The 16,723-nt window shown below is 33.7% G+C and carries 10 protein-coding genes and 4 tRNA genes; 12 read left to right on the forward strand and 2 right to left on the reverse strand.

Annotated features, from left to right (window positions below; translation table 11 throughout):
* Positions 1-2,394: 2,394 nt before the first annotated feature.
* Complete coding sequence (gene kdsA, locus KTT71_RS00430) at positions 2,395-3,246, forward strand: 3-deoxy-8-phosphooctulonate synthase (RefSeq protein WP_216782529.1); 852 nt, start codon at positions 2,395-2,397, stop codon at positions 3,244-3,246.
* A 688-nt stretch (positions 3,247-3,934) separates the two neighbouring features.
* Here kdsA and lapB read toward each other — a convergent pair.
* The gene (gene lapB / locus KTT71_RS00435; RefSeq protein WP_216782530.1) at positions 3,935-5,104 is read right to left on the reverse strand and encodes a lipopolysaccharide assembly protein LapB; all 1,170 of its coding nucleotides are present in this window, start codon (positions 5,102-5,104) and stop codon (positions 3,935-3,937) included.
* A 5-nt stretch (positions 5,105-5,109) separates the two neighbouring features.
* Complete coding sequence (locus KTT71_RS00440) at positions 5,110-5,415, reverse strand: LapA family protein (protein ID WP_216782531.1); 306 nt, start codon at positions 5,413-5,415, stop codon at positions 5,110-5,112.
* Between the two features lie 1,364 nt (positions 5,416-6,779).
* On the opposite strand from KTT71_RS00440, the gene KTT71_RS00445 reads away from it, so the two are divergent.
* From KTT71_RS00445 to rpoB, 11 genes are all read left to right on the forward strand, one after another.
* Positions 6,780-6,855, forward strand: a tRNA-Thr gene (locus KTT71_RS00445).
* A 5-nt stretch (positions 6,856-6,860) separates the two neighbouring features.
* Positions 6,861-6,941: transfer RNA gene (locus KTT71_RS00450), tRNA-Tyr, on the forward strand.
* A gap of 112 nt (positions 6,942-7,053) precedes the next feature.
* Positions 7,054-7,128: transfer RNA gene (locus KTT71_RS00455), tRNA-Gly, on the forward strand.
* A gap of 7 nt (positions 7,129-7,135) precedes the next feature.
* Positions 7,136-7,211 (forward strand) — tRNA-Thr (locus KTT71_RS00460).
* Between the two features lie 1,541 nt (positions 7,212-8,752).
* Positions 8,753-9,136 (forward strand): preprotein translocase subunit SecE, encoded by a 384-nt coding sequence (gene secE / locus KTT71_RS00465; RefSeq protein WP_216782532.1) that lies wholly within the window; start codon positions 8,753-8,755, stop codon positions 9,134-9,136.
* Between the two features lies 1 nt (position 9,137).
* Positions 9,138-9,686, forward strand: coding sequence for a transcription termination/antitermination protein NusG (nusG, locus tag KTT71_RS00470; protein WP_216782533.1), 549 nt, complete (start codon positions 9,138-9,140; stop codon positions 9,684-9,686).
* Between the two features lie 169 nt (positions 9,687-9,855).
* Positions 9,856-10,284, forward strand: coding sequence for a 50S ribosomal protein L11 (gene rplK, locus KTT71_RS00475; protein WP_216782534.1), 429 nt, complete (start codon positions 9,856-9,858; stop codon positions 10,282-10,284).
* Between the two features lie 3 nt (positions 10,285-10,287).
* Entirely contained in the window at positions 10,288-10,980 is a 693-nt protein-coding gene (gene rplA, locus KTT71_RS00480) for a 50S ribosomal protein L1 (protein ID WP_216782535.1), read from the forward strand.
* 311 nt (positions 10,981-11,291) lie between these two features.
* Positions 11,292-11,789 (forward strand): 50S ribosomal protein L10, encoded by a 498-nt coding sequence (gene rplJ / locus KTT71_RS00485; RefSeq protein WP_216782536.1) that lies wholly within the window; start codon positions 11,292-11,294, stop codon positions 11,787-11,789.
* A 66-nt stretch (positions 11,790-11,855) separates the two neighbouring features.
* Positions 11,856-12,221 carry a 50S ribosomal protein L7/L12 gene (gene rplL, locus KTT71_RS00490; protein WP_216782537.1) on the forward strand — a complete coding sequence of 122 codons (366 nt, stop codon included), beginning with the start codon at positions 11,856-11,858 and terminating at the stop codon, positions 12,219-12,221.
* 333 nt (positions 12,222-12,554) lie between these two features.
* Positions 12,555-16,589: a DNA-directed RNA polymerase subunit beta gene (gene rpoB, locus KTT71_RS00495; protein WP_216782538.1), complete on the forward strand. Its 4,035-nt coding sequence runs from the start codon at positions 12,555-12,557 to the stop codon at positions 16,587-16,589.
* The last annotated feature ends 134 nt before the right edge of the window (positions 16,590-16,723 follow it).

The following is a 16,723-nucleotide window of genomic DNA, read 5'->3' on the forward strand; positions in this document are numbered from 1 at the left end:
TATTCATTGAATACAAAATTTTAAATAAAATTTATTATATTAGCATGTGTATTTAGTTTTGCCGGTTTTAGAGATGTATATTGACGACTACAGATAAAATACATGTGTAGCAAGTAGTGAGATGTTAAGTGGAGTATACATACATACTCTATATGTATCTTAATTATATCAGATGATGGTTCTCTTATTTTGTTATCTACTTAAATAATTTGATAGTGTTTTCATCATAGATGCAATTAATTATGTGCTTGATATTTGTTCATTATCTGAAATATCAGTCTTTTCAGGAGCTACGAATGAGTTATTAGATTATGTGAACATTTACGTAATAATAAGCTTATAAAAAGACTTCTTGCTAATCTTTTAAGGTTAACAGCTTTACCTGTATCAGAAGTGCTCAGTACCTAGTTTATAAAATTTGTTCATCAAAATGTACTGAATTATTCAATAATCTTAAGTTTCATCAAAAAACATAATAGATATATTTACTAAATTAACGCCATATATTAGTTCTAGACAATATTTTGACACTCTAATAATTATGATATAAGAAATTATTACTATTTTACATAGTAGAAATACTTCTGAGCTTAATAAGTTATGCAATATATTAAAACTCTTTGTTTTTAACGCAAGCAGAAAGTATCTTGTTAAAACAAGATATAAAATGATATCTACTAATGATATCATTTGAATTAAGCATGTAGAATTAATTTTTAGAATAACTCTAGCATATAGAAGGTCTATTATTTTATTTATAATTAGGATTATAAAGTGAATTCTGCAGCTTAATCTACTACGTATGGAGAGATCTAAGATAGATTATATAATCCTTATATTTAATTATTTATATCATTTTGACTCATCATATGATAGTAATATTTATTGTATCTATATAGCCAATGGCTCCCTCAGATATCTCTTAAATAGGTAGTAATTATAATTTACCAAAGATATATATGTATTATTAAGCGGAATAATATTACGTCTGCTAGATTGATGAATCTTTAACCATGTTGTTATAATACATAATTATTTTTATATATAGCATTTATTAATATTAATGATTACTCCAAACCTAAACTTATTTTAGTTTATTATATATATTACAATAAACAATGTTATTGTTTATTGTATCAATAGACGCTTCTCAATTGAAGTTATAAGGCTGCTCATGCAAGAGTGCACTGCTGCTATATTGATGTATTTTGAATACTATCTTGTTACGAGTAGTTAGAAATATAAAAATTATTGCTATTAAAATTAAGTTTTATTTATCTTAAGTTGATTCTGTTATCTAGTTTATTCTATCTTGAATATGTTCCGTCAACAAGAAATTAATTATTATATAATATGGCTTAAGGTTTGTATTTAATAAATAAAACTTGTATGAAATATTTAATGATTTTACTGAGCTATTTTATCATTTGTCTGCTAGTAGAGTAACTGGAAAAGGCTATCATGCATATTATAGATCTGATAACAAATAATTCAGGAAAAAATCTATTTTGCTAAATAATTTTAATTAGCTGAGAGATCTTTAGAGTATGCAATATGACTCTATTCTATCCTTATTATCCTTTGTCTTAATCTAAAGAATCATATCGATATGTTTAAGAACTTCTATGATAATAGAAATGCTGTATATCAGATCTTCTAGTCTATTATTAACAGCAGTTCGCAAACCTATGTTATTTCAATAATTAAACTTATATGGGCTCTGGATGTTCTATGCTTATCATCAATGAGTCTTAAAAAGACTCTAAGCAGATAGGGTATAATAATTAGGATAAAGGACTATAATATTGATTATGAACAATGCTTAATTTATACTACCACCTTCAAAATAAGTACAATGCATTAGAGATCATTAAGTAATATAGTATTGCAATAATATAAAATTACATAATATTCTGTAGATTTAGAGCATTCTGTGTCTGCACTTATATCTATATTTCTTGTGATTTAATAATACTAATGCATAACAATTTTTTATTTATGGAGGTTCTAAGTAAACTTTAGTGTATTTTTAAATTAACAAACTGGCCTGCTAATGCTAGTAACAGTTTCTACGTGTGATGAACCATAAGAAATATAATATCTAATACTATTAATTAATTAGAATTAAACCATTTTTGCATAAATTCCTACGGCCTAATTATAATTATACAAGTTATACTATAAAAGAGATACCAAGTCTAAAAATTCTAATTTTACTAATCAAAATAATGATATTTAGCATTTTAATCTTTTATTAGTTCTTAAGTTATATTATATCTTTATTATAGAGAAAGATTATGAATCTATAACATCAGAACTATAATACGCTAATTACTCTTTATTATTTTAACTTTTAAGTAATTCTACAATTTATTCAAAGATTGAGGTATACACATGAAACAAAAAGTTGTCAGTATTGGCAGTATCAAAGTTTCGAATGATTTGCCGTTTGTTCTTTTCGGTGGCATGAACGTCTTGGAATCTCGTGATTTAGCAATGCGCATCTGTGAAAAGTACGTGACCGTTACTAAAAAACTTAATATACCTTACGTTTTTAAAGCTTCTTTTGACAAAGCTAACCGTTCCTCTATTCATTCATATCGTGGCCCAGGTCTAGAAAAAGGTCTGAGTATTTTCCAGGATATTAAGCGGCAATTTGGCGTGAATATTATTACAGATGTGCATACTCCAGAACAAGCGCAGTCTGTATCTGATGTAGTTGATGTTATACAACTGCCAGCATTTTTGGCTCGTCAGACTGATTTAATTAAAGCAATTGCTAAAACTGGCTCCGTTATTAATGTAAAAAAACCACAGTTCTTGAGCCCAAATCAGATCGTTCACATAGTCGATAAGTTTAGAGAATTAGGCAACAGTAAAATTATTTTATGTGAGCGAGGTGCTAACTTTGGTTATGATAACTTAGTTGTTGATATGTTGGGTTTCGAAATCATGAAAAAGGTATCTAAAGGTAGTCCAGTTATTTTTGATGTTACGCATTCTTTGCAGTGTCGTGATCCTTTTAGCTTAATATCTTGTGGTCGCCGAGCACAAGTCACTGAATTAGCTCGTTCAGGAATTGCAGTAGGATTGGCCGGGCTTTTTGTTGAAGCTCATCCGGAGCCTATAAATGCTTATTGTGATGGTTCATCAGCATTACCTCTGGATAAGTTAGAACCTTTCTTGTGTCAAATAAAAATAATCGACGATTTAGTCAAAAGTTTTCCAGAATTAAATACTTATTAGCATAGTATTCATATAGTGATATCTAAGTGGTTCTTCGTAAAATATTGCGATGAGATCTTGCTATTTATTATTCAATAGCAATGTAATTACATATTAATAAATATAAATATATCTGCCTGATTTGTCAATGATTATTATTAATGCTTAAGGCATGCAGTGAGAGTTAAAGGCAATCTACTTTTGCTTTTATTTTTTTACCTTTATAAAACAGTGAAATTTTTAGAGATGATAATATTAGCAAATTATTTCATCAAATTATTTAATTTATTTTAATTTTCTTGTTCAGTTCATTGAAAATATTACAATATATCTCTACATACTACATCAATTGAATTGCTGTTTATAAATAAGTGTGTAATACATGCAAAAATTATGTACTTTTATATGCAAGAGATATTTGATGACATCATTATATATAGCAGTAATGCTGCTTTTATAAGAGCAATAGATCTTACTAAAAATTATTTTTATAGGAAGATAGGTTAATTTTAAAACCTTTTTGTCATTTATAATGAACTAAGTATATTTAAGCTATCTTAAGTATTCCTTATGACTAATTAGGCAAGAGTATAGTAAAAGATATTTTTATTAAGTAAAATCAATCTTTTCTGAATATATTGCTCATAAAACTCAGCATCTTGCTTATAACAAAGAGATGCTTGTTATATATAAAAGGATATTATTACAATTATTGTCCATCCAGTCCACGGATTGGTTTTATAGTTGACCATACACGGCATGATGGACAGTGCCAGTATATTGCATGCGCGGTAAAACCGCATTTCATGCAGCGATAACTAGGTTTGGTACGAATTTGCTCGCTTACCATATCTCGCAGTAGTTGCAAACTTTCTTTGGCTCTGCCGTCCTCGGCTTCAGTAAGATGGTAATCCATTAAACGATGAAAGGTACGCATGGTTGGGTGTCGCTGTAATTGTCGTGCGACATATACCTGAGCAGCTTCGATACCTTCATTTTTTTCCATGAATTCAGCTAGCATAAGTTCAGCTGTTGCACCGGTGTTTTCTTCAACACAAAGCCGCAAAAACGAAATCCATTGATCTGGCTTATTTATTTTATTATAGCAATCATGCATCATCGGTAATACTTCGCTGACTAAATCTTTATCTTGCTCTAATACCTTAGCTAGCGACTCTACAGCCTTATCTAGTTGATTTTTTAAAATATAAATTCTAGCTAGCATTACAGATACGCGCGCACAGTTTTTATCTGCTAAAGCTGCTTTTCTTAGCAAGGCCATACCTTGATCTAGGTCATCTCTTTCTATTGCCTGCAACGAAAGTTCGCAATAAAAATGTGCAATTTCATTGCGTTGCTGATTTTTCCCTAAATTTATTAGTTTTTCGGCTACATCTATTGCTTTTTGCCAGTCACTAGTGGCTTGATAAATAATTAGTAATTGCTGCAGCGCAGACACTTTGAAATCTTGTTCATCAACTAATTGATTAAACATCTCCTCAGCACGATCATATAAACCAGCTGCCATATAATCGCGACCTAGTTGCTGAATGGCTAAGAGACGTTGATCAAAATTTAAGGATGAATTTTCCATCAAAGATTGATGTATTCTAATAGCTCGGTCAACTTCTCCGCGCGAACGAAATAAGTTACCCAATGTAAGATGTGCTTCGACTGTATTGCTGTCCTCTTTAATCATTTCAAAGAACAAGTCTACCACCTTATCCTTTTGGTTAGAAAGAAGGAAATTCACCCCAGCGACATATTCACGCGATAGGCGACTAGCTTCCCGCTGCCTATCCTGCTTATTGCTTCTGCGTCCCATATACCATCCATATACAGCAGCAACTGGAAGCAGTAGGAACAGCAGTTCTAACATATTATCTATTTTTTCGACCTTAAGGAGTTTTTCTCTTCTCCTGGAGCTATAGGTTTCGGTTTCTGCTCTAGAAGACGAATTTTACGCTCAGCACGAGACAATCTTAAATGAACGCGTAAATAAAATAAGCCACAGATAATCCAACATAAAAGAAAACCACTTGCAAAGAGTGTAGCAAGCAATGTGGATAGACAGTATTCACCTTTAGCTATTAAATAGTTAAAGGAAACTAGTTGGTCGTTATGTGCACCTAATGTAACGGAAAGAACAAAAAATGCTAAAACAATTAAAAAAATCAAGAGATATTTCATATTTCCCCCCTATAAATGAAATTAATCTGAGCAAGTACAAGCAAGTCAAGTTCATATTTAATTGTTATTTAGTTATAGCACAATAGGGGGAACCATACATCACTAAACTTATTTTATTATTGTCTTGATATGATCATATATCATGTAGCTTATTTCTAAGGTCTTAGAATATCTAAGTAGCACTAATAATATATAGATATCAAAAAAATTATATACAGATTAGTTATTAATGGAAATTGCAAACTTCTTACAATTATACTGCATTTTGTATATTTAATTAATTTTCGATATTTAGGGCCGTATATTTTCTATACAGTCACTTCATCAGGATTTACTGAATAAGAATTAAGTTCTTTTATTTTATCTCTATATTTTGCTTTTGTTTAATGAGGATAATAGATGACGAATATGCAATGAATTAGATACCATATATATCATACATAGTTTATTTGGTTTGATTGACCTTATGAAAGGCTTTATGTTTCTATTCTTTATAGAAAGGCATGACAGGGAGTTCGTGAATTAATAATAAAAAATATCTTTTTACATTGATAATGTATAATACTAAATATTATAATGTGCATTAATAATTTTTTATTATACTTTTGTACTGTGTATATGTCCTGTTTAGGGTAATAAGATATTATCTTTTATGTTTTTCTAGCATTGAGTTTTTTCGATCTTTCATTCAGAATGACGTACATTTAAAAATATTTTCTTAAAGTTCGTTATAGCTTAATAAAGATCACCTAGATATATCACCCCCTAGTGGCGCACTGCTTATTTTATGAGAGAGTTAGGAAAAATTTACATATCTTAGATTATTAGCCAACAAATTTTAATAAATTAAAGTAAACATAATAACATTATATATTATTAATGTAGAGGTGCATAGTATATTAAATGAATTTAATAGATAATTGTGATTCTCTGTTTATATTTAATAAAATTTCTGGAGCTTTTCTGTCGTCATGAAATAACGTACTAATATATTTTAATTGTTAATACCTACTTCCTAAAATAATTCCTTTCTAATACACGTTAGTATGAAAAAGGAATGAAATTATTTTTGCTAATTTATTACATATTATTCTTATTTTATGATATTTATCTATTTAGAGGCCATTTAAACGCAGTAAGTCTAATAAGATTTAGGCCTGGAAAGTTATATATAATAGATAAACTTAAACTAATCAAGTCCTGTCAGGAAATTTTGCATAAAGTATCTAATAAACAAGCAATAAGCAGTCTTCTATTCTCGGACTCAGTTTACGAGTAAACAATCAGGTTGACCTTTCCTGTAAAATTTATTAAATTTTTATTGCATAGAGCACATTCACTGATTAAAATAAAAGATACTTGATGCCGGCTTAGCTCAGTTGGTAGAGCAACTGACTTGTAATCAGTAGGTCACCAGTTCAATTCCGGTAGCCGGCACCATCAAGGGTGGGGTTCCCGAGCGGTCAAAGGGAGCAGACTGTAAATCTGCCGTTTATACTTCGAAGGTTCGAATCCTTCCCCCACCACAATTAAAACACCTCAGGTCAGGCTATAAGCATAGCCTGATTTCAACATTGCACTATTGCACAATTTTATTAATCGATATAAATGTAAAAATAATAAGACTCTTTATACAATGCGGGCATTGTATAATGGTTATTACCTTAGCCTTCCAAGCTAATGATGCGGGTTCGATTCCCGCTGCCCGCTCCAATGATGTGCTGATATAGCTCAGTCGGTAGAGCACACCCTTGGTAAGGGTGAGGTCCCCAGTTCAACCCTGGGTATCAGCACCATTTTCGATATGTTTTTATCTTATCAAGAATTTCAAAAAGATACATAGTTACAGCAAGTCCACGAAATAAATCATACAGTTATTATTATTCTTAGATTTATAACTGTTTTATAACGTTTATTATATAGATAATTATTTTATTCTAATTTATGTATCAAATTTATACCTGATATGCTATCAACAGAAATACTAATCATTTATGACTGTTTCATGCCCCAGCAAAAACTAAAATAATCATTAAGCTAATCCACAATATTCATTACTGATCTTAATCATTTTGGATTTTATTTTGAACAATTATATTTGAAAAAATATAATATGAAAAATATTAATATATTTTATTTAAAAATTACCACTAACAGTTTAAAGCTAATAAAATTATTTACTTATTTAATTCTTTCATGCTTTAATTTGCTGTATTTGATCTGTTTTTTATAATATTATTCTGTCTCAGATTTTGTAGTAGTAATATAAACTGACTAGCTTTTATAACAGCATACTAGTTTATAGAAAATTATCTTCTAGATAAATGAAATGCAAATTAAAATACTTATACCTCTGCGATATATCAAGTAAGGATGCTTAATGAGAATCCTACCTGACAAAATTTTGCTAAAAGTAAAATCTATAAAAAGACTCTTTATAAATATTTTAGTGATCTAGTGTATTATGATAGTCATTATAATTTTCCTAGTATCATTTTATAATACAATATATTTACTTGGCGGTTATATAGATTAATTTATAATCTTTATGCAGAATTAAAAGATTTTTTATTTTAAAAAATAGAGTTCAACGAATGTTTACTTATGTGTCCATGTTTTATAATATTAATGATAAGCAAAGTCTATCTAGGTGATAATATCGTGGATATCTCAGCAGTATTCAGCAGAAAAAGATTCAAGATTTCCGGCTCTATTTAATCATATATGTTATTAAATTACATAATAATTTTGGTCTACAATTATTAAAATTTAAGAAAAACACAAATACAAAGAATAATATGATGAATCTATTTGCTCAAGGTAATAAATACATATTTACATCTCATAATAGTATATACTTATTTAGTACTCTTTAATAGTATACTGTGATCGTAAGTTCGAGGAAGCATATTTTGATAAACTGTATCCCTATCTACTTTCTTAATCGAAGATTATATTTATTTTAGTATAGATGTAGTTGCAATTATGCTTATCCAAATTGCTATTTTTGATAAATTTGTCAATAATATTTGACGTGATAGGCACTAAAAGTGCATTATTTGATTCTCTTATAAACTACCGATACAAGAATTTAGCAAATTCAGTGTTTTAGCATGAATGACATCTGATATTAGCTGCTGTATATGATTGACAGTCAAATATATTGAATTAGTAATTAGTAAATTACTTAATCAATATATTTATATTGTTCTTTAACTGTGACATTTAACCCCCGCTAATTGCGTTATTTTCTTGCACGATAATGACTTCTGTTGATTTTTCCACGCATTGCGGACTTAGTTGTTTCTTACAATCTATTGAAACAGAGGTTTAGTATATGAGTAGAAATATAGATGCTAAAAGTAGTCGGTGTGCTTTACAAGCTATTAAATGGCTAGTTGTCATCATGCTTTTGTTTATTGCCATCGTAGGTAATTTCATTTATCGTGACTTGAGTATCCCACTGCGCGCTATAGCTGTAGTTTTGATTATTGCAATTGCGGGTATAGTAGCATTATTGACTAATCAGGGTAAAGATGCGATAACATTTGCGAGCGGGGCGCGTACTGAAATGCGCAAAGTCATCTGGCCAACGCTTCAAGAAACGTTTCACACAACATTAATCGTAGCTGTATTCACCGCTATTATGTCGCTAATTCTGTGGGGTCTGGATGGTATTCTTGTCTATCTAGTTTCGTTTATTACTGACCTAAGGTTTTAAAATGTCTGAAGTTCCTAAAAAACGTTGGTACGTTATTCAGGTCTTTTCTGGTTTTGAAAGCCGTGTAGTGCAATCTCTGTCTGAACACATTAAATTACATAGAATGGAAGAGTTATTCGGTAAAATTATGGTGCCAACCGAAGAAGTAGTTGAAATGCGTGGTGGTCAACGCCGAAAAAGTGAGCGCAAATTTTTTCCTAGTTATGTCTTAATTCAGATGGTTATGGAAGATATTAGTTGGCACTTAGTGCGTAGTGTACCACGCGTGATGGGTTTTATTGGTGGCACTTCTGACCGACCAGCTCCAATAAGTGATAAAGAGGTTAATGCAATCACCAACCGTCTTCAACAAGCCGGAGACAAGCCTCGCCCAAAAACTATGTTTGAACCAGGAGAAATGGTGCGTGTTAGTGATGGTCCATTTGCAGACTTCAATGGGGTAGTTGAGGAAGCTGATTATGAAAAAAGCCGCCTAAAGGTTTCTGTGTCTATTTTTGGTCGTGGCACTCCATTAGAACTGGACTTTAGCCAAGTAGAAAAAGTTAATTAAAAAATTAGAAAACTCGATGATCTATTATTGCCGAATAGGAGAAAGTAAAATATAATTACTAGCATTTTGTTTTTATGGATTCTAGATTTGCATTTAATAGATTTCATATGATTACAAATAACTGGGGAGCCTATTAACAGGCGATATTACCCGATCGAGGATATTTAGAATGGCGAAAAAAATACAAGCTTACGTTAAGCTTCAAGTTGCAGCCGGCATGGCTAATCCAAGCCCACCAGTTGGTCCTGCGTTAGGTCAGAAAGGTGTGAATATCATGGAATTCTGTAAGGCTTTTAATGCTAAGACTGATACCCTGGAAAAGGGTATACCAATTCCTGTTATTATTACTGTTTATTCAGATCGTTCTTTCACATTTATAACTAAAAGTCCTCCAGCAGCAGTATTATTGAAGAAAGCTGCTGGTATTAAGTCCGGTTCTAGCAATGCGAATAAAAATAAAGTAGGCCAAGTTACTGGTTCTCAAGTTCGTGAAATAGCAGAAACTAAAGCTATGGATATGACTGGTTCTGATATAGAAGCCATGATGCGTTCTATAGAAGGTACTGCTCGTTCCATTGGACTAGTGTTGGAGAACTAATCAATGCCTAAACTGACTAAGCGCATGCGTATAATTAGAGAAAAAATTAATGTTACCAAACAATATGACATCATAGAAGCCATCAATTTGTTAAAATATTTGGCCAATGTTAAATTTATTGAAAGCTTTGATGTTGCTATAAATCTTGGAATAGATGCGCGTAAATCTGATCAAAATATACGCGGAGCAATAGTATTACCAAACGGCACTGGTAGGTCAGTACGAATTGCTGTATTCGCGCAAGGCTCTAACGCTGAAGCCGCTAAGTCTGCTGGCGCGGAGTTAGTAGGAATGGAAGATCTAGCAGAGCACATTAGAAAAGGTCCAATTAATTTCGATGTAGTTATAGCATCTCCTGATGCGATGCGTGTAGTTGGTCAGTTAGGTCAGGTGCTTGGTCCTCGTGGTTTAATGCCTAATCCTAAAGTTGGTACAGTAACTTATAATATTACTGAAGCTATTCAAAATATTAAGTCTGGTCAAGTTTGTTATCGCAATGATAAAAATGGCATCATTCATAGCACTATCGGTAAAGTTAACTTTGATGCTAACAAGTTAAAAGAAAATTTAGAAGCTCTGCTAACTGCTCTAAAAAAGGCTAAACCAACTAATGCCAAAGGTATTTTTATTCAGAAAATTAGTCTATCTACTACCATGGGTGCCGGATTATCAATTGAACAGAATAGCCTACTCTAGTGGCTCACTAGTTTGATTAGAGAATCATAGCTTATTACGTTTTGACCATAAGCAGGATTATATTTCTATAAAATAAAAATTGAGCACATAGATAACATATTATAGTTTAGACTATAACTTAATTTAGGAACCTGTCCAGACCCTAATTTGATAACATGAAATATGCTCTCTTATGTCTTAATAGATTAATAAAACTTAAAAATATTTTATAACGTATATTCATCACTTTATTTAACATTTATAAATATTGTTGTTAGTCAATTTTAGTTTCGGTAAATTATAAACAGCTTACAATCCAGGAGCTAAAGCTAATGGCATTAAATATTCAGGACAAAAAGGCAATTATTTCTGACGTCATAGCATTAACCAAAAGATCTTGCTCTATTGTTATTGCTGACTATCGTGGTATTACTGTAGATAAAATGACTCACTTGCGTAAAGCAGGACGTGAATCTGGTGTGTATATGCGTATCGTTCGCAATACTTTAATGCGTCGTATCGTGGAAGGCACTTCTTTTGAATGTCTAAAAGATAGCTTCATCGGTCCAACTCTGGTTGCATTTTCTGTGGAGCATCCGGGATCTGCGGCTCGTCTGTTCAAAAATTTTATGAAAGTCAATGCAAAATTTCAGGTTAAAGCTGCAGTCTTTGAAGACGAGTTTATTCCAGGGGAGCATATCGATAGATTAGCAACTTTGCCAACTCACAAAGAAGCAATTGCACACCTGATTGCAGTAATACAGGAAGCTTCTGCAGGGAAATTAGTTCGCACTATCGCTGCTCTGCGCGATGAGAAAAAAGCTGCTTAATCAGCTCTTCTTTTCTAACGCATTTGCTTATTTATAATATATTTCTGAATTTTAGGAACAATTATTATGTCTATCTCGAAAGAGGATATCTTGAATGCGGTTTCCGAAATGTCTGTAATAGACGTTGTTGAATTGGTAGCCATGATGGAAAAAAAATTTGGTGTTGTTGCTGCTGTTTCTGCTGTTGCTGCTGTAACTACACCTGAAGATGTTGAGGAAAAAACTGAGTTTGATGTTCTTTTGAAGTCTATTGGAGCAAATAAAATTTCTGTAATTAAAGCAGTGCGTAGTGCAACTGGTTTGGGTTTAAAAGAAGCAAAAGATTTAGTTGAATCTGCCCCGGCTTCTGTAAAAGAAGGTATTAGTAAAGAAGATGCTGAAAATATGAAAAAATCTCTAGAAGAAGCGGGGGCTGAAGTTGAAATTAAATAATATAGCTATTCTAGCTGCATCTTAAACAACTAACTGATGGCTGGTGATTAAAAGTCACCAGCCATTTATGCTGTACAGAATACCCATGTAATTTCACACTGTGTCGCCACTGGTATTGTCCCTCAATGCTTCTTTCTATTTTCGACTTAATATATTAGCCTATTTTGCTTTAAAGGATTCAAACCAAAAGAGCGAAGAAATGTTTTAACAGTAAGATAGACAAATATTGCTAAAAAAATTATTTCTACCTTTCGGTCATATAATAGTGTTGTATGATATGAACTACCCTTACTAAGACAGAGCGGATCACTGATCAGCGAGCTGAGGAAACTTATGGTTGTTTACTCCTATACTGAAAAAAAACGTATTCGTAAGGATTTCGGTAAGCGTCCACAAGTACTGGACATACCTTATTTACTTTCTATCCAACTTGACTCATTCCGAAAATTTATTAAGCAAGACCCAGATGGTCAACATGGATTAGAGGCAGCATTTCGCTCTGTATTCCCGATTCAGAGTTACAGTGGTAATGCAGAATTGCAGTATGTTAGTTACCGTATTGGTGATCCTGGATTTGATGTTAAAGAATGCCAGATCCGAGGAATCACTTACTCTGCTGCTCTTCGTGTTAAATTACGCATGGTGATTTATGAGCGTGATACCCTGGATGGAACTATTAAAGATATTAAGGAACAAGAAGTATACATGGGTGAAATTCCACTGATGACTAGCAATGGTACTTTTATTATTAATGGTACTGAGCGAGTCATAGTGTCTCAATTACATCGTAGCCCAGGAGTATTTTTTGATAGTGATAAAGGAAAAACGCATTCATCGGGTAAAGTATTATATAACGCACGCATTATACCTTACCGTGGTTCATGGTTAGACTTTGAATTCGATCCTAAAGATCATCTGTTTGTGCGTATTGATCGTCGTCGTAAATTACCAGCAACTATTATTCTCCGAGCATTAAATTTTACTACTGAACAAATACTTGATTTGTTCTTCGATAAAGTTACATGTGATATGCAGGATAATAATAAAGTGCAGATAGATCTTGTTCCAGAACGTCTGCGCGGAGAAACTACTTCTTTTGATATAGTGGTTAATGGAAAAATATATGTCGAAAAAGGACGTCGTATCACAGCACGCCATATTCGTCAATTAGAAAAAGACTGTATTACCTCGATAAAAGTTCCAGTAGAGCATCTTTCTGGTAAAATAGTTGCTAAAGACTATATCGACAAAAAGACAGGTGATTTAATTTGTAGCGCAAACACGGAGCTGTCAATAGATTTAATCTCTAAACTTATCCAAGTGGGGCATAATCGTATCCAGATACTCTTTACGAACGATCTGGACCATGGTTCTTATATCTCTGAGACACTTAGGATTGATCCAACTAGTGATCGCTTGAGCGCGTTAGTTGAAATTTATCGCATGATGCGTCCCGGAGAGCCACCAACACGTGAAGCAGCTGAACATTTATTCGGAAATCTTATGTTCTCCGAAGATCGGTACGATCTTTCAGCAGTAGGTCGCATGAAGTTTAATCGTTCACTGCTTCGCAAAGATATTGAGGGATCCGGTATCCTTAGCAAAGAAGATATCATTGATGTTATGCGTAAATTAATTGATATTCGTAACGGTAGAGGAGAAGTAGACGATATTGACCATTTAGGTAACCGCCGCATTCGTTCTGTGGGGGAAATGGCTGAAAACCAGTTTCGTGTAGGGTTGGTACGTGTAGAACGTGCAGTAAAAGAGCGTCTCTCCCTAGGTGATTTAGATATGCTGATGCCTCAAGATATGATTAATGCCAAACCAATTTCAGCAGCAGTTAAAGAGTTCTTTGGCTCTAGTCAGCTATCTCAATTTATGGATCAGAACAATCCACTTTCAGAAATTACACATAAGCGCCGCATCTCTGCTTTAGGTCCGGGTGGTTTAACTCGTGAGCGCGCAGGATTCGAAGTGCGAGATGTTCACCCCACTCACTACGGTCGTGTATGTCCAATAGAAACTCCCGAAGGACCAAATATAGGTCTGATTAACTCCCTTTCTGTCTATGCACAGACTAACGAATATGGTTTTTTAGAAACTCCGTACCGTCAAGTGCGTGATGGAATTGTAACTGATAAAATTCATTACCTATCCGCCATTGAAGAGGGTAACTACGTCATCGCTCAGGCGAACTCCAATTTGAACGATAAAGGCAGATTCATTGAAGATCTGGTAACCTGCCGTAACAAAGGAGAATCAAGCTTGTTCCATAGCTATCAGGTTGACTACATGGATGTTTCTACCCAACAGATAGTTTCTGTCGGAGCTTCTCTCATTCCATTTCTGGAACATGATGACGCTAACCGTGCATTAATGGGTGCTAATATGCAACGTCAGGCTGTTCCAACTTTGCGCGCTGATAAGCCTCTAGTTGGTACTGGCATGGAAGGTGCGGTAGCTGTTGATTCCGGAGTTACTGTTGTTGCTAAACGTGGTGGTGTCATACAGTACGTTGATGCTTCTAGAATTGTCATTAAAGTTAACGAAGATGAAATGTATTCTGGCGAAGCAGGAATTGATATTTACAACTTAACTAAATATACAAGATCTAACCAGAACACCTGTATTACCCAGACACCATGTGTCAATCTAGGTGAACTTATCAAGAGTGGCGATGTTCTTGCTGATGGTCCATCCACCGATCTAGGTGAATTGGCTTTAGGTCAAAATATGCGCGTTGCATTTATGCCATGGAACGGTTACAACTTTGAAGATTCTATATTAGTATCTGAGCGTGTAGTCCATGAAGATCGTTTTACTTCTATACACATTCAGGAGCTAGCTTGCATATCTCGTGATACTAAATTAGGCCCTGAGGAGATCACGGCTGATATTCCTAACGTGGGTGAAGCTGCTCTATCTAAATTAGATCAATCTGGTATTGCTTATATTGGGGCTGAAGTAAAAGGAGGTGATATTCTAGTCGGTAAGGTTACACCAAAGGGTGAAACCCAGCTGACTCCAGAGGAGAAATTGTTGCGTGCTATCTTCGGTGAGAAAGCATCAGATGTTAAAGATTCTTCTCTACGCGTACCAAATAGTGTTTCTGGCACCGTCATCGATGTACAGGTCTTTACTCGTGATGGCTTAGAAAAAGATAAGCGTGCACTTGAAATAGAGGAAATGCAACTCAAACAGGCCAAAAAAGACTTAACTGAAGAATTGCAAATCTTGGAATCAGGTTTATTTGCTCGTATCTATGATGTACTGCTATCTGCTGGTATTGAAACTAATAAGATTAGTCAGATGCCAAGACATCGCTGGCTAGAAATAAGTCTAGTTAATGAAGATAAGCAGAATCAGTTGGAGCAATTAGGTGAACAGTACGACGAGTTAAAATCTGATTTTGAAAAGAAACTAGACTCTAAGCGTCGAAAGATAACTCAGGGTGATGATTTAGCACCAGGAGTATTAAAAGTTGTTAAGGTATATCTAGCCGTTAAACGTCATATCCAGCCCGGTGATAAGATGGCAGGACGGCATGGTAACAAAGGCGTGATTTCTAAGATTAATCCAGTAGAAGATATGCCTTATGATAAACACGGTATTCCTGTAGATATTGTATTGAACCCGCTTGGGGTGCCGTCACGCATGAATATTGGTCAGATTTTAGAAACCCACTTAGGTATGGCTGCAAAAGGTATTGGTGATAAAATCAATGCTATGCTTAAGCAGAAAGAAAAAGTAAATAATTTGCGTGAATTTATCCAGAAAGCCTACAATCTAGGAGATAATACGCGTCAGACTGTTGACCTGAATACATTCACTGATGAAGAAGTGCTTTGTTTGGCTGAACATCTTAAGAAAGGCTTGCCCATTGCAACACCAGTATTTGATGGTGCGCAAGAGAAAGAAATTAAAGAAATGCTAACATTAGCTGGTATACCTACTTCTGGTCAGATTACACTCTTTGATGGGTGCACCGGTGAGCAGTTTGAGCGACCAGTCACTATTGGTTATATGTATATGTTAAAATTAAACCATTTAGTTGATGATAAAATGCATGCGCGATCTACTGGATCTTACAGTTTAGTTACCCAGCAACCCCTTGGTGGTAAAGCACAATTCGGTGGTCAGAGATTTGGCGAGATGGAGGTATGGGCATTGCAGGCTTATGGGGCGGCCTACACGCTGCAAGAAATGCTTACCGTCAAGTCCGATGATGTAAATGGACGCACAAAGATGTATAAGAATATTGTGGATGGTGATCACCGTATGGAACCAAGTATGCCAGAATCATTTAATGTATTATTAAAAGAAATATGCTCTCTCGGTATTAACATTGAGCTTGAAGACAACTAATTCCTTTTATTTAAATGACTTAAAAAACCAAGTTACTTTGGAGTTACTGTAAGTATTAATGGTGATCAAACTAGCCGTTGAGTATCCTATTATAGTTTGTATGGGGTTTGTAATTAGTGTTTACGCTGCTTCCC

The organism is Candidatus Profftia tarda (assembly GCF_904848675.1).
Lineage (GTDB): Bacteria > Pseudomonadota > Gammaproteobacteria > Enterobacterales > Enterobacteriaceae > Profftia > Profftia tarda.

Coding starts and splice junctions, on each gene's coding strand:
- kdsA (WP_216782529.1), top strand. CDS start 2,395: ATGAAACAAAAAGTTGTCAGTATTGGCAGTATCAAAGTTTCGAATGAT.
- lapB (WP_216782530.1), bottom strand. CDS start 5,104: ATGTTAGAACTGCTGTTCCTACTGCTTCCAGTTGCTGCTGTATATGGA.
- KTT71_RS00440 (WP_216782531.1), bottom strand. CDS start 5,415: ATGAAATATCTCTTGATTTTTTTAATTGTTTTAGCATTTTTTGTTCTT.
- secE (WP_216782532.1), top strand. CDS start 8,753: ATGAGTAGAAATATAGATGCTAAAAGTAGTCGGTGTGCTTTACAAGCT.
- nusG (WP_216782533.1), top strand. CDS start 9,138: ATGTCTGAAGTTCCTAAAAAACGTTGGTACGTTATTCAGGTCTTTTCT.
- rplK (WP_216782534.1), top strand. CDS start 9,856: ATGGCGAAAAAAATACAAGCTTACGTTAAGCTTCAAGTTGCAGCCGGC.
- rplA (WP_216782535.1), top strand. CDS start 10,288: ATGCCTAAACTGACTAAGCGCATGCGTATAATTAGAGAAAAAATTAAT.
- rplJ (WP_216782536.1), top strand. CDS start 11,292: ATGGCATTAAATATTCAGGACAAAAAGGCAATTATTTCTGACGTCATA.
- rplL (WP_216782537.1), top strand. CDS start 11,856: ATGTCTATCTCGAAAGAGGATATCTTGAATGCGGTTTCCGAAATGTCT.
- rpoB (WP_216782538.1), top strand. CDS start 12,555: ATGGTTGTTTACTCCTATACTGAAAAAAAACGTATTCGTAAGGATTTC.